Source organism: Pseudomonas sp. WC2, assembly GCF_050586545.1.
Classification (GTDB): domain Bacteria; phylum Pseudomonadota; class Gammaproteobacteria; order Pseudomonadales; family Pseudomonadaceae; genus Aquipseudomonas.
Genome location: NZ_JBOBDR010000013.1, coordinates 41,756 through 61,624, shown reverse-complemented (window position 1 = coordinate 61,624; position 19,869 = coordinate 41,756). Strand labels below are relative to the sequence as shown.

Genomic DNA, 19,869 nt, shown 5'->3' with positions numbered 1-19,869 from the left:
GCGCTCGGGTAATGTCATCAGACCCATAGGACAGAGCACGCCCATGACTTCCAAGCTGGAACAACTCAAACAATTCACCACCGTTGTTGCCGATACCGGCGATTTCGAAGCGATTTCCCGCGTCAAACCGGTCGACGCCACCACCAACCCTTCCCTGCTGCTCAAAGCGGCGGCCATTCCTGGCTACGCAGAGCTGCTCAATGCTTGCGTGAGCGACTGCAAGGGCGATGTCGGCCTGGCCAGCGACCGCTTTGGCGTCGCGGTCGGTCAAGAAATTCTTAAAGTGATTCCCGGCCGTATTTCCACTGAAGTGGATGCGCGCCTGTCATTCGACAAGGACGCCGTGCTGAAACGCGCGCATCGCCTGATCGAGCTGTACGACAAGGCTGGCATTGGCCGCGACCGCGTGCTGATCAAGATCGCCTCCACCTGGGAAGGCATCCGCGCTGCCGAAGTGCTGGAAAAGGAAGGCATCCAGACCAACCTGACCCTGCTGTTCTCCTTCGCCCAGGCTGCGGCGTGTGCCGACGCTGGCGTGTTCCTGATTTCGCCGTTCGTGGGCCGCATTTACGACTGGTACAAGAAAGCCAACGGCAACGACTACACCGGCGCGGATGATCCGGGCGTGCAGTCGGTGACGCGCATCTACAACTACTACAAGGCCAATGACTACAAGACCGTGGTCATGGGCGCCAGCTTCCGCAACCTCAATCAGATCGAGCAACTGGCTGGCTGCGACCGCCTGACCATCAGCCCGGACCTGATCGACAAACTGGCAGCCGATAATGGCAAGCTGGAGCGCAAACTGGCGCCAGGCAATGCCGGTGAAGCGCGTCTGAGCCTCAACGAGGCGCAATTCCGCTGGTTGTCGAACGAGGACGCGATGGCCACCGAGAAACTGGCTGAGGGCATCCGTCAGTTCGCCCGCGACCAAGAGAAGCTTGAGGCACTGTTGCAGGCCAAGCTGTGATTTGAGTGGGTGAAATGCAAAAAGGGCGAACCTGTGAGGGTTCGCCCTTTTTTGTGGGTGCTGGGAAACTCTTGGTGATCGTGCGGCCGCTTTCGCGAGCAAGCTCGCTCCCACAGAGGGATTTGTGATCGACACCGCATCAGTGTGGGAGCGAGCCTGCTCGCGAAGAGGCCAGCCCAGCCAACATCACTTCATGAGGTCAATGTCTTTCGAGGGCATTCACCAGGTCATGGAACGCTTCACGGTTGGAGTCGTTCAGGCCCATGAGGATCTTGTGCGCTTCGAGCACCTTGATCCGCACCACTTCCTCAGACTGATCCTGATCCGGCAGGTCGTCCAGGCACTCCGGGCATGGCACCGGGTGGTTGACGATGTTGAACACCTGCTCGAAGCCCATCGATTGCAGCAGACGGGTGATGTCATCGTGGGTGGTGACGACGGTCGGCAGCAAGCCGACCTTCTGCCGCGACAGAATCGACAGCTTGGCCAACAGGCCCAGCGTCGTGCTGTCGATGCTGCGGGTTTCGGTCAAATCGATCACGATCGCGTTGAAATTCAGCGCGGTGAAGATTTTCTCAATAGTCGCATCCAACGCCGAACACAGGGTCAGGCGAACTTCACCGACGAACTTCAGGACGAAAGTGCCGTCCTGCTCGGCGAACTGGATTCTACCGGTACTCATTGCAGATTCCTGCTCAACACCAACAGGGCGATATCATCCGGCATCTCCCCTAGCGTGGCCAATCCAAACACTTGCCGCAGACCATCCAGGCTGCCGCCCGCCGACTTCACCCGTTGAGGCAAAGCGGCTTCTTTTTCCTTGAGCGTCGGTTCTGGCAAAAGATCCAGAATGCCATCCGACATCAGCGTCAGGCTGAACGTCGGTGGCAGCTCAAGCACGTGGTCTTCGTAGGTGGCTTCATTGAAAAGCCCTACAGGCAGCCCACGACCTTCGAGATAACGAACACTGTCAGGCGTGTACAACACAGGCAACGGCAGATGGCCGCCGATGCTATAGGTCAACAAACCGGTCTCCTCGTCGATGACTCCACCGACCATTGTGACGTGTTTACCCAGCTTACAACTGATCAGCCCCCGGTTGATATGACCAAGAACTTCCGAAGGCTTGAATTCCGGCAATGTGCCGTTGCGCTTGGACTCGAACAGCAAGCGCGTGGTCATGAACTTCAGCAGCACGGTGACGAAGGCTGATGAGGCGCCATGACCGGATACATCCGCCAGGTAAAACGCGACCCGGCGCTCGTCGACACGGAAATAGTCGACAAAATCACCCGACAGGTACAACGACGGGATGATCTGGTGGGCAAACTTGAACTCGTCGATGCTCCACGGACTTTCCGGCAGCATGTTCATCTGCACCTGACGACCGGCGTTCTGGTCTTCTTGGAGCAGGTTCAGGCTGGCCTCAAGCTCGCGGTTGGCCTTTTCCAGCTTCTCGCGGTAGCGCTGGTTTTCCACCAGCAGCCGCGCACGATCCAGGGCCCGACGCACGGAATGCTCGAGCACCGCCAGATCTTCGAGAGGCTTGATCAGGTAATCCGCCGCGCCCAGGCGCAAGGCCTCGACCGCGTCGTTCATCACGCCGGCGCCCGAAACCACGATCACCGGCGTTTGCGGTGACAGCTCGGTGACCTGACGGATGAGTTCGAGACCGCCCATCTGCGGCATGCGCAGATCGCAGATGACCAAGTCGGGCTTGTCTTGCTCGAATACCTGAAGACCCTGTTGGCCGTTGCTGGCCTGCAGGACGCTGAAACCACTGTCTTCCAAATAGGCCGCGAGGCTCGCGCGCACTACTTCGTCATCATCGATTATCAGCAGCGTGGCACTGGTTTTTGGCATGTGGGCAAACGGCGCCAGAATTAGGTTGGCGTAGCTGGCTGGGCATTTGGCCCTGCACTGACTACTGGATTCGCTTTCTAGCCTCTCTGCTGCACCGCTTTCGGGCATGAGCCGTGAACGCGGTTGCACCAGAGGTGCCCTTCTAAGGCGCAGACGGTACTCCCATCCGCAGAGCGTTTCAAGCATGCGCCGATGGTCGCTTGACGACTTTACTTGTCAAATCACCGAGAGTTATAAGAACAGCTCAAACCGTAACCCAATGGAAGGACGAACCTATGAGTCAAACCAGTCGGGACTACAGCGAAAAGCGCGATTTCATCCGCATGCGGGTCGATGCCGATGTCGTGTTGATTCATGAAGGCGATCAGATTTCCGGGGTATGCATCGACCTCTCCAGCAGCGGCATGCAGGTCGAGGCGCCCCGCCCGTTCACGGTTGGCGACCGTTTGACCGTGCGTATCGATTCCGATCACACCGCGCTCAGCGGCCTTGAGGCAGACACCGAAGTGGTCTGGGTGAAAGCGCAGGACAGCGAGAATCAGCGACTCGGCCTGACCATCCTCAAGATGAAATAGCTACACACAAAAAAGGCGACCCTGAGGTCGCCTTTCTTTTTACCGGTCGAGATTAAAAATCGTCTTCGACCTGGCCATCCTTCACCTTGAACTCGCGGTTCTGCAGGTAAGCGTTGCGGATGAAGGTGTACTTGTCGCCGCTGATCAGCTTCTCGCTCGACAGCAGGCTGGCACGGGTGTCGACGATGTTCAGGCCGAAGATCGAGTTACGCGCCGGCACGTCGTCGATGTAGCGGTACATCCCGGTGAAGCTGTCGACGTATTTCGACGGCGCATCACGCAGAGTGCTTGGGCCCATCAGCGGCAGCATTACGTACGGACCACTGCCAACGCCCCAATAGCCCAGAGTCTGGCCGAAATCTTCGTCGCTGCGATTCAGGCCCATCTTGGTGCCGACGTCGAAGAAGCCAAGCAGACCGAAGGTGGTGTTGAAGATCAGACGTGCGGTGTCAACGCCGGCGGCAGCGGGTTTGGCCTGCAGGATGTTGTTCGCCAGGTTGGTGACGTCACCAACGTTGCGGAACATGTTGTGAATGCCGTCTTCAAGGAACTGCGGCGTGACAAACTCATAGCCCTGGGCCAGTGGCTTCAGCGCGTACGTGTCAACGAAGTCGTTGAACTGGAAAATCGGGCGGTTAACGCTTTCCCAAGGGTCTTCTTCCGTTGCGGCCTGAGTGGCGAACGGCGCCAGCAACAGGCCGGCACATACACTTAGCTGAGCGAGCGGGTAGCTCCAGCGCATAGAAAAACTCCTTGGAATGGTACTGTCGCGGACATCGGAGCCCGGGCATTAAGGCCGCTAGTATAAGCGCAAAAGCCCGTTTGGACAGTGCAGGCAATGAAGCAGTCTGTAGGACGCTTCCGGCGCCACCCTTCACACAGGTGTCATCCAACTGTCACTGACACGCCCTAGCCTGAACGTTATTTCAGGGACGCTGCCATGACACACGCCGAAACCTTGCCCCTCGCCGCACCCGACCTGACGGCAGTGCTGTTTGGCCTCAGCGGTTGTCTGGTGGATTTCGGTGCCCGCGCCCGCCAGCACAGCATCGCCCTGCCCGAACATGCCGATGCCACCCCGGGTGCGCTCGACAGCCTGCACAGCTTGCAGCGCCAGCAGATTCCTTGCGCCTGGCTGGATGAACTGCCCCCTGCCCTCACCCAGCCCTTGTCGGCTTCACTGCCGGGGTGGATCAAGTTTGCGCAACATTCGGCAACAAACTATCCATGGCCAGCCCCAAACGCCTGCTGGCAAGCCTTGATGGCGCTAAACGTCAGTCGTCTGGACGGTTGCGTATTGGTCAGCGGTGAACCGCGCTTGCTGCAATCGGGCCTCAACGCCGGGCTGTGGACCATTGGCCTGGCTTCCTGCGGTTCCTTGTGCGGCCTGGCGCCGGGCGAGTGGCAAGCCCTGAGCCAGAAAGAGCGCGAACACCTGCGCGGCAAGGCCACCATGCAGTTGTTCGGCATTGGCGTGCATTCGGTGATCGATCATCTCGGCGAACTCGACACCTGTCTCGCCGACATTCGTTTGCGCCGACTCAAGGGCGAAAAGCCCTGATCGGGATCATGCACGTTGAGCGAGAGTGGATTAATCTAAAGGTCAGCCATAGACCTTTGGCGCGCGGCTGCGGTCAATGCCAGTGCCTCTCGATAAAAGGAAAACACCATGCCGGCCCAAGAACTGCAGAAACAGCTCGAAACCCTGCGCGAGCAACTGGAGCAGAATCCGCCACTGTCGGAAGCCGAACGTGAAGACTTACGCGTTTTGATGGCGCAGATTGAATCCGAAATTCAACTGGAAAATGCCACTCAAGACGCCAGCATCGCCGATGGCGTCAACCTCGCCGTCGAACGCTTCGAAGTCGAACACCCGGCGATTGCCGGCACATTGCGCAACATCGTTAATGCGCTGGGCAGCATGGGAATCTGAGATTCCCTGAGCCACAAAAAAGCCCTGCCATCACTGGCAGGGCTTTTTCATTTCTAAAACTTAAAACACCGTCTCCTGTGGGAGCGAGCCTGCTCGCGAAGGCGTCGTGTCAGCCGACACCGTCGTTGAATGACACCCCGCATTCGCGAGCAGGCTCGCTCCCACAGGGGATATTACTGGCGGACCAGACGGTGGTTAGGCAGCTGTACGCTTTCTGTACTGCGATACGGATTGATGTCCAGGCCACCGCGGCGCACGTAACGGGCAAAAACTGTGAGTTTCTCAGGTTTCAGCAAGCGCTGCAGATCAAGAAAAATCCGCTCCACACACTGCTCATGGAAGTCCGAGTGCTGGCGGAAGCTGACGATGTATTCGAGCAAACTGGCATGGTCCAGCGCCGAGCCGCGATACTCCACCACTACCGTGCCCCAGTCCGGTTGACTGGTCACCGGGCAGTTGGATTTAAGCAAATGGCTGTACACCGTCTCTTCAACGATGCGCGAATCATCGCAACGCAGCAGTTCCGGGCGCGGATGCTCGTAGTTGCTGACGCTGATCTCCAAATCATCGATGCAAACGCCCGGCAACGCCACAACGCCTTCCGCTTCAACGTCTTTCAGGCTGCGAACCCGCACGCCGACGGGTTTGCCGACGGCGGCCGACAAATCCTTGACCAGAGTCGCTTCCAACGTGGCGATGTCGGCAAATGGCGTCTGGTTCAACGAGTTCAGATAAAGCTTGAACGACTTCGATTCGATGATGTTCGGCGAGTCCGCCGGGATGCTGAATTCGCCGATCGCCACCACCGGTTTGCCGGACGGCAATAGCCACGACAACTCGAAGCAGTTCCAGAAATCCACACCTTTATACGGCAGGGTTTCGGCGGTCAGACCCAACTCGGCCCATTTCGCGGTGCGCGGAATCGGGAACAGCAGGGACGGCGTGTAGGTGGCGATGTATTCGCTGGATTTGCCCAGCGGCGAATGTTCGGCTGCGGGATGCATGGCGGAAACCTGACTGAAGAATCAGCGGATTCTACCAGCCTTTGCCCGCGCCTTTGAGTGCTTACTGACTGACAGTCAGTTTGCCGACCATGCCCGCCTGATAATGCCCGGGAATATTGCAGGCAAATTCCAGACTCGTCGCTTTGCTGAAGGTCCAGGTCAGCTCGGCCGTCCTGCCGGGCTCGACCAGCACGCTGTTCGGGTCGTCATGCTTCATGCCATGGCCCATCGCTGCGTGATCCATGCCCGCCATATCGTGGGACATTTCCTTCATGCTCGTAGGCGTAAGCATGCCGCTTTGCTGCATCTGCAACATTTCCTGCTGATGCTTGGCGTGCATCGCTGCGTCACCGAGGTTGAATTCGTGCAGCAACTGGCCGTTATTCACCAGCACAAAGCGAACAGTCTCACCCGCCTTGACCTCGATGGCCGTGGGGTCGAACGACATGTCGTTGAGCACCACTTCAATGCTGCGCGTGGCTTGGGCGGCGGGCGCCGGCTGGCCGAAATCATAGATGTGGGCTGGCGCGGCCCACACTGGCGAGCTCAACGCCAACAAACACAAAGCCAGGGATTGGCGCAAAAACATGGGCGTACTCCAACAAGATAAGGTTCAGCCTGTGGGAAACTCTAGCCGGCCTGCGCTGGCATCTACCTGACAGGCAGATTACAACTTTGTCAGGTTGGCGTTTGCCGCGGGCTCTCGCGGTATAAAGCTTTCGTGTCCAAAACCCCAATCCACCCGAGTCACCCATGAAACTGTTGATCGTCGAAGACCAAACGAAAACCGGCCAATACCTGAACCAGGGCCTGACGGAGGCCGGGTTCAACACCGAATGGGTGGCCGACGGCAACAGCGGCCAGCAACTGGCGTTGAGCGGAGACTACGCCCTGCTGATTCTCGACGTGATGCTGCCCGGTCGCAATGGCTGGCAAATCCTCCACGCCGTGCGCGACGCCGGGCTCGATACGCCGGTGCTTTTTCTTACGGCAAAAGACGCCGTGGAGGACAGGGTTCACGGACTGGAGTTGGGCGCCGACGACTATTTGGTCAAACCCTTCGCCTTCTCCGAGCTGCTGGCGCGGGTGCGCAGCCTGCTACGCCGTGGCAGCGCTTTACCGCAGGAAACCAGCCTGCAACTGGCCGATCTGCGCCTCGATCTGATCCGCCGCCGGGTTGAACGCAGTGGCCAGCGCATTGACCTGACCGCCAAGGAGTTCGCCTTGCTGGAAATGTTCCTGCGCCGTCAGGGCGAAGTACTGCCGAAATCGCTGATCGCCTCGCAGGTTTGGGACATGAATTTCGACAGCGACACCAATGTCATCGAAGTGGCGATCCGCCGCTTGCGCCTGAAAATCGACGACGACTTTCCCAACAAGCTGATCCACACCGTGCGCGGCATGGGCTACGTCCTTGAAGAGCGCAGCGCCTGATGCGCCGGTTGTCCCTGAGTTCGCGCCTGGCCTTGTTGTTCGCCGCCTGCACTGCCGTGGTCTCGTTGCTGGCCGGGGTGCTGTTCAACCGCGCCAGCGAGGCACACTTCATTGAGCTTGATCAGCAACAACTGGACGGGAAGCTGATCGGCTTGCGTCGCGCTTTACAGAATGTCGAACCGGCTCAGCGCGAGGCGCGGCTGGCGGACGAGCTCAGCCGTCAGGCCGATTTGTCGCTGCGCATTACCGGTGCTGACGGCCAGCGCTGGTACGACAGCTCGACACAAATTCCCAAGGATTTACCGCAGCAAACCGGCCTGTCGACGATCAGCAGCGGCGGCACGGACTATCGCGTGCTTAACGCACCGCTCTCCCCCGACCAACCTGATTCGGCACATCTGACACTGCTGCTCGACATCACCCATCACCAGCACTTTCTGCAACGCATGCAGCATCTGATCTGGCTGACCGTCGGCCTCTCGGCGCTGGCCACCGCCCTGCTCGGCGCCTGGGCTGCACGCAGCGGTTTGCGCCCCTTGCGACGCATGAGCGCCGTCGCTCGTGGGATTTCGGCGCAATCGCTCAACGCCCGACTGTCAGAAGAGCAAATGCCACCAGAACTTGCGGAAATGGCCCACAGTTTCAATGCCATGCTCGCACGCCTCGACGACTCGTTTCAGCGGCTCTCGGCGTTTTCCGCCGACATCGCCCATGAACTGCGCACCCCCCTGTCGAACCTGCTCACCCACACTCAGGTCACCCTCACCCGTCCACGACTCATTGAGGATTACCGCGAAGCGCTGCACAGCAACCTCGAAGAACTGCAATGGATGGCGCAACTGGTCAACGACATGTTGTATCTGGCCAAAGCCGATCACGGTTTGCTGATGCCCAAGCGCGAAGCGCTGGAACTCGCCGATGAGGCCGATGTGTTGCTGGAGTTTTTCGCACCGCTGGCGGAGGACGCCGGGGTCAAACTGAGCCGTGAAGGCAGTGCGCGAATTGAGGGTGATCGCAGCATGTTGCGCCGGGCCTTGTCGAATTTGCTGGATAACGCGCTGCGGTTTACCCCGGTTGAGGGTTATGTGAGCTTGCGGATCGTTGATCAACCGAGCGCTGTGCGCGTTTCAGTGGAGAACAGTGGGGATGGGATTTCTGCGGAGTTGTTGCCACGGTTGTTTGATCGGTTTTATCGGGCCGATCCGGCGCGGCAGGAAGGCAGCAGTGAACATGCGGGGTTGGGATTGGCGATTACTCAGTCGATCATCCGCGCCCATGACGGGCAGATTCATTGCGAATCAGAGGTGGGATGGACGCGGTTTGTGATTGAGTTGCCCAAGCAGAATTGATCGTTCCCACGCTCTGCGCGGGAATGCAGCCCGGGACGCTCCGCGTCCCTTCCAGAGCCGAACGCGGAGCGTCCGTTGAGGCATTCCCACGCAGAGCGTGGGAACGAGCATGGAATCGCTTACGAATATCTCAAGGCGTGAGCCGGCTCGATCTTCGCCGCTCGCCACGCCGGATACACCGTCGCCAGGAAGCTCAGGATAAAGCCCGCCGAGCAGATCAACAGCACATCCCCACCCTGCAGTTCCGACGGCAGATTGCTGACGAAATACACGTCAGAACTGAAGATGTGCTGGCCGCTGACTCGCTCGATCCAGCCGACGATCTGACTGACATTCAGCGCGGCGATCACGCCCAATACGCCGCCAATAATGGTGCCGACAATGCCGATCACCGTGCCCTGCACCATGAAGATCGCCATGATCTGCCGGGGCGTGGCGCCGATGGTGCGCAGGATCGCGATGTCCGCACCCTTGTCGTTCACCACCATGATCAGCGTCGCGATGATGTTGAACGCCGCCACCGCGACGATCATCAGCAACAGCAGGCCGATCATGGTTTTTTCCATTTTCATTGCGCTGAACAGGCTGCCCTGGGTGTGGGTCCAGTCGTCAGCCTTGAACTCGGCACCCAAACCGGCGGCGATGTCCGAGGAGACTTTCGGCGCCGCGTACAGGTCCTTCACCGCCAGACGCACGCTCTGCACCTGATTCGGCTCCCAGTGCTGCATGGTCGCAGCATCGGCCACGTGGATCAGGCCCATCGAGCCGTCCAGCTCAGCGCCAACCTTGAACACACCGACCACGTTCAGACGCTGCATGCGCGGGGTGATGCCACCCGGCGCGGTGCTGACTTCCGGCACGATCAGGGTGATCTTGTCGCCAACGTTGAGGCGGAAACGTCGCGCGGTGATTTCACCAATCACCACCCCAAACTCGCCCGGTTTCAGGGCATCGAGACGACCCTGAACAATATGTTGGGCAACGATCGAGACTTTGCCCTCTTGCGCCGGATCGACGCCGCTGATCTGGATCGGCTGCATCAAGCCCTTATAGGACAGCATGCCTTCCATCTCAGTGAACGGCACGGCGGCGGTCACTTCAGGATTTTTCATTGCAGCGGCGGCGACGGGCTGCCAATCATCAATTGGCTTCACGCCAACGATGGTTGCGTGCGGCACCATGCCGAGGATGCGCGAACTCATTTCGCGCTGGAAGCCGTTCATTACCGACAACACCACGATCATCGCCAGCACGCCGAGGGCGAGGCCGATCATCGAGGTCATCGAAATGAACGAAACGAAGCGATTGCGGCGCTTGGCGCGGGTATAGCGCGTGCCGATAAAGATCGATAACGGTCTGAACATTCGCTGGGGCACCGTATAAAAATAAAAGACCCGACGCCTTTACAGGCGTCGGGTTTCGGCCAATCAGATAGGGGTGAGGCGGCCTTCTTGAAGGTGCAACACGCGGTCCATCTGGCGGGCCAGGTTCATGTCGTGGGTCACCACCAGGAACGCCGTGCGCATCGAAGTGCTGAGTTCCAGCATCAAATCCTGAATGCCTTGCGCGGTGTGCGAGTCGAGGTTGCCGGTTGGCTCATCGAGCATTACCAGGCCTGGCTTGTTCACCAGCGCGCGGGCGATGGCCACACGTTGACGCTCACCACCGGACAGCTCCGCCGGTTTGTGCTCCAGACGATGGCCCAGCCCCACTCGCTCGAGCAATGCGGTGGCACGCTGACGGGCTTCCGGGATCGGCGTCTTGCCGATCAGCAGCGGCATGCAGACGTTCTCCAGTGCGGTGAATTCCGGCAGCAGGTGGTGGAACTGGTAAACGAAACCGAGCGAACGGTTACGCAGCAGGCCGCGCTTCTTCTCGCTCAAGGCCGACAACTCTTCACCGTCGAGCCAGACGCTGCCTTGGGTTGGCGTGTCCAGACCGCCCAGCAGGTTGAGCAAGGTACTTTTGCCCGAACCTGAGGTACCGACGATCGCCACACGCTCGCCAGGGTGCAACTCCAGTTGCAGGCCGGCCAGCACTTCTACCGATTCCGGGCCTTCCTCGTAGGATTTGCCCAGGTTGCGGCAGCTCAAGATTGCTTGTTCACTCATGCCCGACTCACTCATAACGTAGCGCCTCCGCCGGCTGGGTGCGCGCGGCACGCCAGGCGGGATACAGGGTGGCGAGGAAACTCAGAACCAACGCCGCCGCGCAGACCATGACGACATCCTGGCTCTGCACCTGCGACGGAAGATAATCAATGAAATACACGTCAGCATTAAGGAATTTGTGGCCGATCAGGCCTTCCAGTGCCGAGATCGCGGCGCTGACGTTTAGTGCGGCAAGAATCCCGACCACGGCGCCAATCGCCGTGCCGACCACGCCAATCACCGTGCCTTGCACCATGAACGTGCGCATGATCGTGCCCGGCGTCGCGCCCAAGGTGCGCAGAATGGCGATGTCGCCCTTCTTGTCGTTGACCACCATCACCAGCGTGGAAATGATGTTGAACGCGGCCACCGCAACGATCAGCAGCAACAGCAGGCCGATCATGGCTTTTTCCATGCGGATCGCCTGATACAGATTGCCGTGAGTACGGGTCCAGTCGCGGGCGTAGTAATGATCTTCGCCGAGTTGCTGGGCGATGTTCCACGCCACACGCGGTGCCTGGAACAGGTCGTCGAACTTCAGGCGAATGCCCTGCACCTGATCAGGCTTCCAGCGGTGCATCTTCGCCAGATCGTGCAGGTTGGTGACGCCCAGATAGCCATCGAGTTCGCCAGCGCCGACATGGAAAATGCCGACCACGGTGAAGCGCTTCATGCGCGGGAACATCCCGGCCGGGGTCACGCTGACCTCCGGCGCGACGAAGGTGACCTTGTCACCGATGCCGACGCCCAGCTTGGTCGCGGCCTTGTCGCCGATGACGATGCCGAAGCTGCCCGGCGTCAAATCGTCGAGTTTGCCCTGCTTCATGAAGTTGTCGATGATCGACACATTGCGCTCGAGCGCAGGGTCGATGGCATTGAGCAACACCTTGGACACCTGACCGTTGTTGGTCAGCAGGCCCTGCATCTGGGTGAACGGCGCAACCGCCGTCACCTGCGGGTTCTGCTTGACCCTGGTGGCCAGGCTTTGCCAATCGTTGATCGGATCAGTCGATTCAATGGTCGCGTGGGGCACCATGCCCAGCACGCGGGTACGCATCTCATGGTCGAAGCCATTCATCACCGACAGCACGACGATCATCACGACCACGCCAAGGGCGAGCCCTATCATCGAAGTCAGGGAAATGAATGACACAAAATGATTGCGACGCTTTGCACGGGTATAACGCGTGCCGATAAATACGAAGAGAGGTCTGAACATGTCGGGGCTTGTTCGGAGGGAAAAGGAACGTCCTTGTGGCGGGGGTCGATAACCAGCTTTACACTCAGACCACCGCCGCTACCATGGGTTCGCCATGTCGACATTAGATGAAGAAGATCGCCGCGAATACTACCGTATCGAGGACACGATCGCACTGGAAATTCGGCCCCTGTCCGCTCCCGAAGCCGCAGGCCAGGAAGTGTTGCAGGATGCTTCCCCACTGTTCAACCTGCTCAGCGAACTGCACCTGAGCGAATTCGAGTCGCAGCACCTGTTGCGCCAGATCAGCGAGCGCGACCGGGCCATCGCCGCGTTCCTCAAATCCCAGAACAAACGCATCGACCTGCTCAGCCAGGTGGTCGCCCTGACCGTGCTCGGCCAGATTGGCGAGCCGCAACCGGTGATCATTTCCGAAGGCGGGATCGACTTTCAGCACCCGACGCCCATCGCCGCCGGCGCTCACCTGTCGGTGAAACTGGTGTTGATGCCGCAAGCGCTGGGCCTGTTGCTGCGTGCCCGCGTCACTCATTGCGACCGCAAGGGCGAGGGGTACGACGTCGGCACCGAGTTCGAACACTTGACCGATGCCCAGCGCCAGTTGCTTGCCCGTTACATCTTGCAGAAGCAGGCCCAGGAACGACGTCTGGCCCGCGAACAGAACGAATCAGGCATTTAATTTAAGGAAGAACCGTGACCCTCATTTACGGCCACCGCGGCGCCAAGGGCGAAGCACCGGAAAACACCCTGAGCAGCTTTCAGGAATGTCTCAAGCACGGCGTGCGCCGTTGCGAACTCGATCTGCACCTGTCCAAGGACGGCGAGCTGATGGTCATCCACGACCCGACCCTCAAGCGCACCACCGAACGACGCGGCAAAGTCGTCGAGCACACCGCCGCCGAGCTGGTGACCTACGATGCGCGCAAGGGTGGCCCGGGCTGGATCAAGCCGTGCCCGATTCCAACGCTGGAAGAATTGTTCGAGAAGTGTGATTTCGAGCACTGGCAGCTGGAAGTCAAAAGCGCTTCACGCACTCGCGCGGCAACCACGGTGCTGGCGATTCGCGAAATGGCCCAACGGCATGGCCTGCTCGACAAGGTGACGATCACCTCGAGTTCGCGGGAGGTGCTGAAAGCGGCGCTGGATCTGGTGCCGGATGTGTCGCGGGGGTTGGTCGCCGAGTACGCCTGGCTCGACCCGTTGAAGGTCGCGGCGAGCTATGGCTGTGAAATTCTCGCGCTGAACTGGACGCTGTGTACGCCGGAACGCCTGCAGAAGGCGCAACGTCAGGGGCTGCATGTGTCGGTGTGGACCGTCAACGAGCCTGCGCTGATGCGCAGACTCGCCGACTTCGGCGTTGACAGCCTGATTACAGACTTTCCCGGTTTGGCCACTGCCACGCTCGAGAATTGCTGAAATCGGTCTCCCCGGCCGGCTCAGGCCACCGGCCGGAGCCCGTCAAAAAAGCCGGTTGAGGCCGTCGTACGCCGCTACCCGATAGGCTTCGGCCATGGTCGGGTAGTTAAACGTCGTGTTGACGAAGTACTTCAGGGTGTTCAACTCGCCCGGCTGGCTCATGATCGCCTGACCGATGTGGACGATCTCCGACGCCTGATAACCAAAGCAGTGAACGCCCAGCACTTCCAGGGTTTCACGGTGGAACAGGATTTTCAGCATGCCTTGCGGCTCGCCGGCGATCTGCGCACGCGCCATGCTCTTGAAGAACGCCTTGCCGACTTCGTAAGGCACTTTGGCCTGGGTAAGCTCCTGCTCGTTCTTGCCGATCGAGCTGATCTCCGGAATGGTGTAGATGCCGGTCGGCACGTCATTCACGAAACGCCAGCTACCGTTATCAACGATGCTGCCAGCGGCCGAACGGCCCTGGTCGTGGGCGGCACTGGCCAGGCTCGGCCAGCCGATCACGTCACCGGCGCCGTAGATGTTCGGTACGCAGGTGCGGTAAGCCTCGTCGACTTCGATCTGGCCACGGCTGTTGACCTTGACGCCGATGTTTTCCAGACCCAGCGTGTCGGTGTTACCGGTACGGCCGTTGCACCAGAGCAAGGCATCGGCCTTGATCTTCTTGCCAGACTTCAGGTGCAGGATCACGCCGTTATCGACGCCTTCAACGCGATCGTAATCTTCGTTGTGGCGCACGGTGATGTTGTTGTTGCTGAAGTGGTAGCTCAACGCCTGGGAGATTTCCGAGTCGAGGAAGCTCAGCAACTGACCACGGTTGTCGACCAGCTCAACCAGAACACCCAGACCGCTGAAGATCGAGGCGTATTCGCAACCAATCACGCCGGCGCCGTAAACGATCAGTTTGCGCGGGGTGTGGTTGAGGCTGAGGATGGTGTCGCTATCGTAGATACGCGGGTGGTGGAAATCGATGTCCGCCGGGCGGTACGGGCGCGAGCCGGTGGCGATGATGATGTGCTTGGCCACCAGTTTCTCGACCACGCCGTTGGCGCAGACCACTTCAATGGTTTGCTCGTCAGCGAAGCTGCCGGTGCCGAAGAACACGTCGACGCGGTTACGGGCGTAGTAGCCGGTGCGAGAAGCGACTTGTTTGGAAATGACCTTCTCGGCGCTCTTCAACACGTCCGGGAAGGAGAACCAGCGTGGCTCGCCGATCGCGCGGAACATCGGGTTGGTGTTGAACTGCATGATCTGCCGCACCGAGTGACGCAGTGCCTTGGACGGGATGGTACCGAGGTGGGTGCAGTTGCCGCCGACCTGGCGACGGCTGTCGACCATCGCGACCTTGCGCCCTGCTTTGGCGGCGTTCATTGCCGCGCCTTCTCCCGCCGGGCCGGAACCCAGCACCACCACGTCGTAGTTGTAGACAGCCATGCGTACTCCTCAGAACAGGCCGCGGTGCCAGCAGCACCTACGGCTAAATCACGCCGAACGGCGGCGCGAAGGAACAATTGGGGGTCAATCAAGAACCCGGACACAGTCTATAGAAGCGTCAACGCCGCGCACATTAACCCTTGGTCGCGTCGTAGGCTACTTTTGCCTGCACTACAACGCCAGCTTTCGTATTGTTCTCAGTCAGTTTTCTTGCCACTGAGGCGTTCGAAAGCCGTGTTGGTGCGGACGACAAAACCTGTATCGGCACGAATGACAAAGAATGCACCAATGTCATGTTTTTCGGCATAGTCCCAAGCCCTTTCGGGGCCGAGAATAAGCAACAGCGTCGATAGTCCATCGGCCATCAACGCTGAAGGATGAATCACCGTGACTGACGCCAGGTCGTGTAGGACGGGTGCACCGGTGCGGGCGTCGAAGGTGTGGGAATAGCGCCGACCGTCCTGCAGGAAATAGTTGCGGTAGTCACCGGACGTGGAAACGCCGTAGCCGTCGACATCAATGATGCGCTCGGCGATTTGCTGATCGTCGCGAGGTTCTTCCAGTGCAATGCGCCAAGGGGAGCCGTCGAGCTTTTTGCCTTTGGCCTTTAATTCGCCCGTGGCTTCGGCCAAGTAGTCATGGATGCCCAGAGCATCGAGCCTTGCCGCAATAGTGTCGACGGCATAACCGGCGGCGATGCTATTGAAGTCGACCTCGACTGCAGCGTCTTTGCACAACTGATCGCCGTTGATGCGCAAATGCTGGCGGCCCACCCTCTGCATCACTTCGGCAAGCGCCTTGGAGTCAGGGACTTTCTCCTCACGACCTTGCGGGCCGAAACCCCAAAGGTTCATCAACGGCTCGACAGTGAGGTCGTAGGAGCCTTCGCTTTGCGCTGACAGCTGCTCGCCGACACGGATCAATTCGAGCACCGATGCGGGCATTTTCTGACAACGGTTTGCAGGCAAGGCGTTGAAACGTTCGATGTCCGAATCACTGCGGTAGGTGGACAGTCGTCGATCCACTTCGCCGAGGATGCCTTCTACTTCGCTGCGAACTTGCGCGGAATCGGCAAGCCCTGCGTGGCGTACGTACTTGATCGAATACGTGCTACCCATGGTCGGTCCGCCGAAGCTTTCCATGGAGTCGCCGCTACCGCAGCCAGTCAACATGCCAGCCAAAAACACAAGCCCAAGCATCCGTCCAGTGAACAATTATTCATCTCTCCGTAAAACCACGGCGGCCATTATGAATTAAAGGATCTGCAACATCTTTATACAAAATCCAATAGTGAGTACCTGAACATGTCCTCCACCACGGGCAAAGGCAAAGCGATCTTTCGCGTTGTCAGCGGCAACTTTCTCGAAATGTTCGACTTCATGGTCTACGGCTTCTACGCCACGGCCATCGCCAAAACCTTCTTCCCGACTGACAGCGCTTTCGCCTCCCTGATGCTATCGCTGGCGACCTTTGGCGCTGGCTTCCTGATGCGTCCGTTGGGGGCGATTTTCCTCGGCGCCTATATTGACCGTCACGGTCGTCGCCAAGGTTTGATCATCACGCTGGCATTGATGGCTGCCGGCACCGTGCTGATTGCCTGTGTTCCGGGTTATGCCACCCTCGGTGTTGCCGCGCCATTGCTCGTGCTGTTTGGTCGACTGCTGCAAGGCTTCTCAGCGGGCGTCGAACTGGGCGGTGTATCGGTTTATCTGGCAGAAATCGCCACTCCGGGTCGCAAGGGTTTTTTCGTCAGTTGGCAGTCTGCCAGCCAACAAGCGGCAGTCGTATTCGCCGGACTGCTCGGCGTCGGCCTCAACCACTGGCTCAGTCCGGAACAAATGGGCGACTGGGGCTGGCGCGTGCCGTTCCTGATCGGCTGCATGATTGTGCCGGTGATCTTCGTCATTCGCCGTTCGCTGGAAGAGACCCCGGAATTCCAGGCACGGAAACATCGCCCTACCCTGCGGGAAATCGTCCGCTCGATCGGTCAGAACTTTGGCATCGTCATCGCCGGCATGGCGTTGGTGGTGATGACCACGGTGTCTTTCTACCTGATCACCGCGTACACCCCGACCTTCGGCAAGGCTGAGCTGCATTTGTCGGACTTCGATGCGTTGCTGGTGACGGTGTGTATTGGTCTGTCGAACTTCTTCTGGTTGCCGGTGATGGGCGCGGTGTCCGACAAGATCGGACGCAAACCCCTACTGCTCGCGGCGACGATTCTGGCGATTCTGACCGCCTACCCTGCCCTGTCGTGGCTGGTGGCGAATCCGAGCTTCAGCCATTTGCTGATCGTCGAGTTATGGTTGTCGTTCCTCTACGGTTCGTACAACGGCGCGATGGTGGTGGCGCTGACCGAGATCATGCCGGTGGAGGTGCGCACGACCGGATTCTCGCTGGCCTACAGCCTGGCGACGGCAACCTTCGGCGGGTTTACCCCGGCGGCGTGTACGTATCTGATTCATGTGCTGGATAACAAGGCTGCGCCGGGGATCTGGCTGAGTGGCGCGGCGGTGTTGGGTTTGATTGCCACTCTGGTGTTGTTTCGTGGCAATAAACATGAACTGCGCACGGCGCAGGCCGCCATACCCGGCGGCGCTCGATAGAACGCTTTCGCGAGCAGGCTCCTACACGCGATCGTTCCCACGCTCTGCATGGGAACGATCACGCCACAAACAAAAACGCCCCGACCAAAGTCGGGGCGTTTTCATGTGCAGCTAAGGCTTAGCGCGGGAACGCTGGCGGATTTACATCAGCCATGTCTTCCATCACGCGAACCACCTGGCAGCTGTAACCGAACTCGTTGTCGTACCAGACGTACAGAACAACGCGGTTATCCTGAACGATGGTCGCTTCAGCGTCGACGACACCAGCGTGGCGCGAGCCAACGAAGTCGGTCGAAACCACTTCCTGGGAATTGACGAAGTCGATTTGCTTGTGCAGATCAGAGTGCAGCGCCATGTAGCGCAGGTACTCGTTCATCTCTTCACGGGTAGCGGCTTTCTCAAGGTTGAGGTTGAGAATGGCCATCGACACGTTCGGCGTCGGAACACGGATCGCGTTACCAGTCAGCTTGCCGGCCAGCTCAGGCAGGGCCTTGGCAGCAGCGGTGGCAGCACCGGTCTCGGTGATCACCATGTTCAGCGCGGCGCTACGGCCACGGCGATCGCCCTTGTGGAAGTTGTCGATCAGGTTCTGGTCGTTGGTGTACGAGTGAACGGTTTCGACGTGACCGTTGATGATGCCGAACTTGTCATTCACAGCCTTCAGCACCGGCACGATGGCGTTGGTGGTGCAGGAAGCGGCAGACACGATCTTGTCGTCAGCGGTGATTTCGTTGTGGTTGATACCGTGAACGATGTTCTTCAGCTTGCCTTTGCCAGGCGCGGTCAGAACAACGCGGTCGATACCCGGGCAGGCCAGGTGCTGACCCAGACCATCAGCGTCACGCCATACACCGGTGTTGTCCACCAGCAGCGCGTCTTTGATGCCGTACTGGGTGTAATCCACCTCAGTCGGGTTCTTCGCGTAGATCACCTGGATCAGGTTACCGTTGGCGGTGATGGTGTTGTTTTCTTCGTCGATGGTAATGGTGCCGTTGAACGAACCGTGTACCGAATCGCGGCGCAGCAGGCTGGCGCGTTTGGTCAGGTCGTTTTCGGCGCCTTTACGCACGACGATGGCACGCAGACGCAGACCGTCGCCACCACCGGTTTTCTCGATCAGGATGCGCGCCAGCAGACGGCCGATACGACCGAAGCCGTACAGCACAACGTCAGTGCCTTTACGTGCGGAAGCATTTTGCTGACCAACCACGTCAGCCATTTCTTCACGAACGAATTGCTCGGCGCTGCGGCCATTGCCTTCGTTGCGGAATTTGAACGCCAACTTGCCCAGATCTACCGAAGCCGCGCCGAGCTTGAGCTCGCTCATGGCCTTGAGCAGTGGGAATGTTTCGTGGACGGAGAGTTCGCTGTCGTCGGAAGAACGGTGGCGCGCAAAGCGGTGGGCTTTGAGAATCGCGATGACAGACTGGTTGATCAGGCTGCGGCCATAGATAGAGCTCACCACGTTGTTATTGCGGTAGAGCTGACCGATAAGCGGGATCATCGCTTCTGCGAGTGCTTCACGGTCGATCCATTCACCAAGACACTGGTCGGGCTTCTGAGTCACGGTAACCTTCCACATGTAGGGGCAGAAAAAAGGGGCTACATTATGCCGCCGACAAGCTCATTCAGCAATGCGCGCTTGTCGCGCAACCGGTAACAAAATTCCTTTCGAAAAAATTGTGCCTCTCTGCAGCCCAGTAAATACGCGGCTTCCAGCGCAGTCAATTTTCCGACGACTGTTAGACGATGTCTGTAACCCTCCGTAACACCACCCACTTTCGGCACTACATAATCGCTAAAAAACCGTTGGTTTTTATGGTTACCACTACATTTCGCCAAAACCACGAAGATAGACGCAGTCTGCAACTGACAGGCAGTACCGGACGCCGCTACAATTACCGACTTTGTCGCAA

20 protein-coding genes are annotated in these 19,869 nt (G+C 59.1%); 9 read left to right on the top strand and 11 right to left on the bottom strand.

Annotated elements, in window-relative coordinates:
• Positions 1-43 precede the first annotated feature (43 nt).
• Positions 44-970 (top strand): transaldolase, encoded by a 927-nt coding sequence (gene tal / locus ACQ4OE_RS17130; RefSeq protein WP_122595347.1) that lies wholly within the window; start codon positions 44-46, stop codon positions 968-970.
• 199 nt (positions 971-1,169) lie between these two features.
• On the opposite strand, the gene rssC is transcribed toward tal, so the two are convergent.
• The gene (gene rssC / locus ACQ4OE_RS17125; RefSeq protein WP_042560140.1) at positions 1,170-1,652 is read right to left on the bottom strand and encodes an anti-sigma factor antagonist RssC; all 483 of its coding nucleotides are present in this window, start codon (positions 1,650-1,652) and stop codon (positions 1,170-1,172) included.
• The gene (gene rssB, locus ACQ4OE_RS17120) at positions 1,649-2,833 is read right to left on the bottom strand and encodes a two-component system response regulator RssB (RefSeq protein ID WP_122595348.1); all 1,185 of its coding nucleotides are present in this window, start codon (positions 2,831-2,833) and stop codon (positions 1,649-1,651) included. Before rssB ends, rssC begins: the two co-directional genes overlap by 4 nt.
• 275 nt (positions 2,834-3,108) lie before the next feature.
• On the opposite strand from rssB, the gene ACQ4OE_RS17115 reads away from it, so the two are divergent.
• Entirely contained in the window at positions 3,109-3,408 is a 300-nt protein-coding gene (locus ACQ4OE_RS17115) for a PilZ domain-containing protein (RefSeq protein WP_430947325.1), read from the top strand.
• A gap of 52 nt (positions 3,409-3,460) precedes the next feature.
• Here ACQ4OE_RS17115 and ACQ4OE_RS17110 read toward each other — a convergent pair whose 3' ends face one another.
• Positions 3,461-4,150, bottom strand: a complete 690-nt coding sequence (locus ACQ4OE_RS17110) for an MlaA family lipoprotein (RefSeq protein ID WP_122595350.1) — start codon at positions 4,148-4,150, stop codon at positions 3,461-3,463.
• A gap of 198 nt (positions 4,151-4,348) precedes the next feature.
• Here ACQ4OE_RS17110 and ACQ4OE_RS17105 point away from each other — a divergent pair, with 198 nt between their 5' ends.
• Both ACQ4OE_RS17105 and ACQ4OE_RS17100 read left to right on the top strand, forming a co-directional pair.
• The gene (locus tag ACQ4OE_RS17105; RefSeq protein WP_430947324.1) at positions 4,349-4,969 is read left to right on the top strand and encodes an HAD family phosphatase; all 621 of its coding nucleotides are present in this window, start codon (positions 4,349-4,351) and stop codon (positions 4,967-4,969) included.
• Positions 4,970-5,077: 108 nt separating this feature from the next.
• Complete coding sequence (locus ACQ4OE_RS17100; protein ID WP_053122053.1) at positions 5,078-5,341, top strand: DUF4404 family protein; 264 nt, start codon at positions 5,078-5,080, stop codon at positions 5,339-5,341.
• A 173-nt stretch (positions 5,342-5,514) separates the two neighbouring features.
• On the opposite strand, the gene queF is transcribed toward ACQ4OE_RS17100, so the two are convergent.
• Together queF and ACQ4OE_RS17090 are read right to left on the bottom strand one after the other, a co-directional pair.
• The gene (gene queF, locus ACQ4OE_RS17095; RefSeq protein ID WP_430947323.1) at positions 5,515-6,345 is read right to left on the bottom strand and encodes an NADPH-dependent 7-cyano-7-deazaguanine reductase QueF; all 831 of its coding nucleotides are present in this window, start codon (positions 6,343-6,345) and stop codon (positions 5,515-5,517) included.
• Positions 6,346-6,406: 61 nt separating this feature from the next.
• On the bottom strand, positions 6,407-6,934 hold the full coding sequence (locus ACQ4OE_RS17090) for a cupredoxin domain-containing protein (RefSeq protein ID WP_430947322.1): 528 nt from the start codon (positions 6,932-6,934) through the stop codon (positions 6,407-6,409).
• Between the two features lie 164 nt (positions 6,935-7,098).
• On the opposite strand from ACQ4OE_RS17090, the gene ACQ4OE_RS17085 reads away from it, so the two are divergent.
• Positions 7,099-7,779, top strand: a complete 681-nt coding sequence (locus ACQ4OE_RS17085) for a heavy metal response regulator transcription factor (protein ID WP_430947321.1) — start codon at positions 7,099-7,101, stop codon at positions 7,777-7,779.
• A complete protein-coding gene (locus ACQ4OE_RS17080) occupies positions 7,779-9,128 on the top strand; it encodes a heavy metal sensor histidine kinase (RefSeq protein WP_430947320.1) in 1,350 nt (449 codons plus the stop codon). Before ACQ4OE_RS17085 ends, ACQ4OE_RS17080 begins: the two co-directional genes overlap by 1 nt.
• Positions 9,129-9,247: 119 nt before the next feature.
• Here ACQ4OE_RS17080 and ACQ4OE_RS17075 read toward each other — a convergent pair whose 3' ends face one another.
• From ACQ4OE_RS17075 to ACQ4OE_RS17065, 3 genes are all read right to left on the bottom strand, one after another.
• Positions 9,248-10,492, bottom strand: coding sequence for a lipoprotein-releasing ABC transporter permease subunit (locus ACQ4OE_RS17075; RefSeq protein ID WP_102902248.1), 1,245 nt, complete (start codon positions 10,490-10,492; stop codon positions 9,248-9,250).
• Between the two features lie 63 nt (positions 10,493-10,555).
• A complete protein-coding gene (lolD, locus tag ACQ4OE_RS17070) occupies positions 10,556-11,254 on the bottom strand; it encodes a lipoprotein-releasing ABC transporter ATP-binding protein LolD (protein ID WP_122595356.1) in 699 nt (232 codons plus the stop codon).
• A complete protein-coding gene (locus tag ACQ4OE_RS17065; protein ID WP_430947319.1) occupies positions 11,247-12,497 on the bottom strand; it encodes a lipoprotein-releasing ABC transporter permease subunit in 1,251 nt (416 codons plus the stop codon). The genes lolD and ACQ4OE_RS17065 overlap by 8 nt, the downstream gene beginning before the upstream one ends.
• Positions 12,498-12,591: 94 nt before the next feature.
• On the opposite strand from ACQ4OE_RS17065, the gene ACQ4OE_RS17060 reads away from it, so the two are divergent.
• Positions 12,592-13,173 (top strand): PilZ domain-containing protein, encoded by a 582-nt coding sequence (locus ACQ4OE_RS17060; RefSeq protein ID WP_122595358.1) that lies wholly within the window; start codon positions 12,592-12,594, stop codon positions 13,171-13,173.
• Positions 13,174-13,187: 14 nt separating this feature from the next.
• Positions 13,188-13,910 (top strand): glycerophosphodiester phosphodiesterase, encoded by a 723-nt coding sequence (locus tag ACQ4OE_RS17055; RefSeq protein ID WP_007910500.1) that lies wholly within the window; start codon positions 13,188-13,190, stop codon positions 13,908-13,910.
• A gap of 42 nt (positions 13,911-13,952) precedes the next feature.
• Here ACQ4OE_RS17055 and sthA read toward each other — a convergent pair whose 3' ends face one another.
• The gene (gene sthA, locus ACQ4OE_RS17050) at positions 13,953-15,347 is read right to left on the bottom strand and encodes a Si-specific NAD(P)(+) transhydrogenase (protein WP_038362239.1); all 1,395 of its coding nucleotides are present in this window, start codon (positions 15,345-15,347) and stop codon (positions 13,953-13,955) included.
• 197 nt (positions 15,348-15,544) lie between these two features.
• The gene (locus ACQ4OE_RS17045) at positions 15,545-16,546 is read right to left on the bottom strand and encodes an FAD:protein FMN transferase (protein WP_430947410.1); all 1,002 of its coding nucleotides are present in this window, start codon (positions 16,544-16,546) and stop codon (positions 15,545-15,547) included.
• Between the two features lie 105 nt (positions 16,547-16,651).
• Here ACQ4OE_RS17045 and ACQ4OE_RS17040 point away from each other — a divergent pair, with 105 nt between their 5' ends.
• Entirely contained in the window at positions 16,652-17,953 is a 1,302-nt protein-coding gene (locus ACQ4OE_RS17040) for an MFS transporter (RefSeq protein ID WP_122595360.1), read from the top strand.
• A gap of 118 nt (positions 17,954-18,071) precedes the next feature.
• Here the strand turns inward: ACQ4OE_RS17040 and ACQ4OE_RS17035 are convergent, their stop codons facing one another.
• Entirely contained in the window at positions 18,072-19,535 is a 1,464-nt protein-coding gene (locus ACQ4OE_RS17035) for a glyceraldehyde-3-phosphate dehydrogenase (protein WP_122595361.1), read from the bottom strand.
• Between the last annotated feature and the right edge of the window lie 334 nt (positions 19,536-19,869).

Excerpts from the sequence above, each read along its gene's own strand:
- queF (WP_430947323.1), bottom strand. The coding sequence starts at position 6,345 with ATGCATCCCGCAGCCGAACATTCGCCGCTGGGCAAATCCAGCGAATAC.
- ACQ4OE_RS17075 (WP_102902248.1), bottom strand. The coding sequence starts at position 10,492 with ATGTTCAGACCGTTATCGATCTTTATCGGCACGCGCTATACCCGCGCC.
- ACQ4OE_RS17085 (WP_430947321.1), top strand. The coding sequence starts at position 7,099 with ATGAAACTGTTGATCGTCGAAGACCAAACGAAAACCGGCCAATACCTG.
- sthA (WP_038362239.1), bottom strand. The coding sequence starts at position 15,347 with ATGGCTGTCTACAACTACGACGTGGTGGTGCTGGGTTCCGGCCCGGCG.
- ACQ4OE_RS17115 (WP_430947325.1), top strand. The coding sequence starts at position 3,109 with ATGAGTCAAACCAGTCGGGACTACAGCGAAAAGCGCGATTTCATCCGC.
- tal (WP_122595347.1), top strand. The coding sequence starts at position 44 with ATGACTTCCAAGCTGGAACAACTCAAACAATTCACCACCGTTGTTGCC.
- ACQ4OE_RS17110 (WP_122595350.1), bottom strand. The coding sequence starts at position 4,150 with ATGCGCTGGAGCTACCCGCTCGCTCAGCTAAGTGTATGTGCCGGCCTG.
- ACQ4OE_RS17065 (WP_430947319.1), bottom strand. The coding sequence starts at position 12,497 with ATGTTCAGACCTCTCTTCGTATTTATCGGCACGCGTTATACCCGTGCA.
- ACQ4OE_RS17045 (WP_430947410.1), bottom strand. The coding sequence starts at position 16,546 with ATGCTTGGGCTTGTGTTTTTGGCTGGCATGTTGACTGGCTGCGGTAGC.
- ACQ4OE_RS17080 (WP_430947320.1), top strand. The coding sequence starts at position 7,779 with ATGCGCCGGTTGTCCCTGAGTTCGCGCCTGGCCTTGTTGTTCGCCGCC.
- rssC (WP_042560140.1), bottom strand. The coding sequence starts at position 1,652 with ATGAGTACCGGTAGAATCCAGTTCGCCGAGCAGGACGGCACTTTCGTC.
- lolD (WP_122595356.1), bottom strand. The coding sequence starts at position 11,254 with ATGAGTGAGTCGGGCATGAGTGAACAAGCAATCTTGAGCTGCCGCAAC.
- ACQ4OE_RS17060 (WP_122595358.1), top strand. The coding sequence starts at position 12,592 with ATGTCGACATTAGATGAAGAAGATCGCCGCGAATACTACCGTATCGAG.
- ACQ4OE_RS17035 (WP_122595361.1), bottom strand. The coding sequence starts at position 19,535 with ATGTGGAAGGTTACCGTGACTCAGAAGCCCGACCAGTGTCTTGGTGAA.
- rssB (WP_122595348.1), bottom strand. The coding sequence starts at position 2,833 with ATGCCAAAAACCAGTGCCACGCTGCTGATAATCGATGATGACGAAGTA.
- ACQ4OE_RS17090 (WP_430947322.1), bottom strand. The coding sequence starts at position 6,934 with ATGTTTTTGCGCCAATCCCTGGCTTTGTGTTTGTTGGCGTTGAGCTCG.
- ACQ4OE_RS17040 (WP_122595360.1), top strand. The coding sequence starts at position 16,652 with ATGTCCTCCACCACGGGCAAAGGCAAAGCGATCTTTCGCGTTGTCAGC.
- ACQ4OE_RS17105 (WP_430947324.1), top strand. The coding sequence starts at position 4,349 with ATGACACACGCCGAAACCTTGCCCCTCGCCGCACCCGACCTGACGGCA.
- ACQ4OE_RS17100 (WP_053122053.1), top strand. The coding sequence starts at position 5,078 with ATGCCGGCCCAAGAACTGCAGAAACAGCTCGAAACCCTGCGCGAGCAA.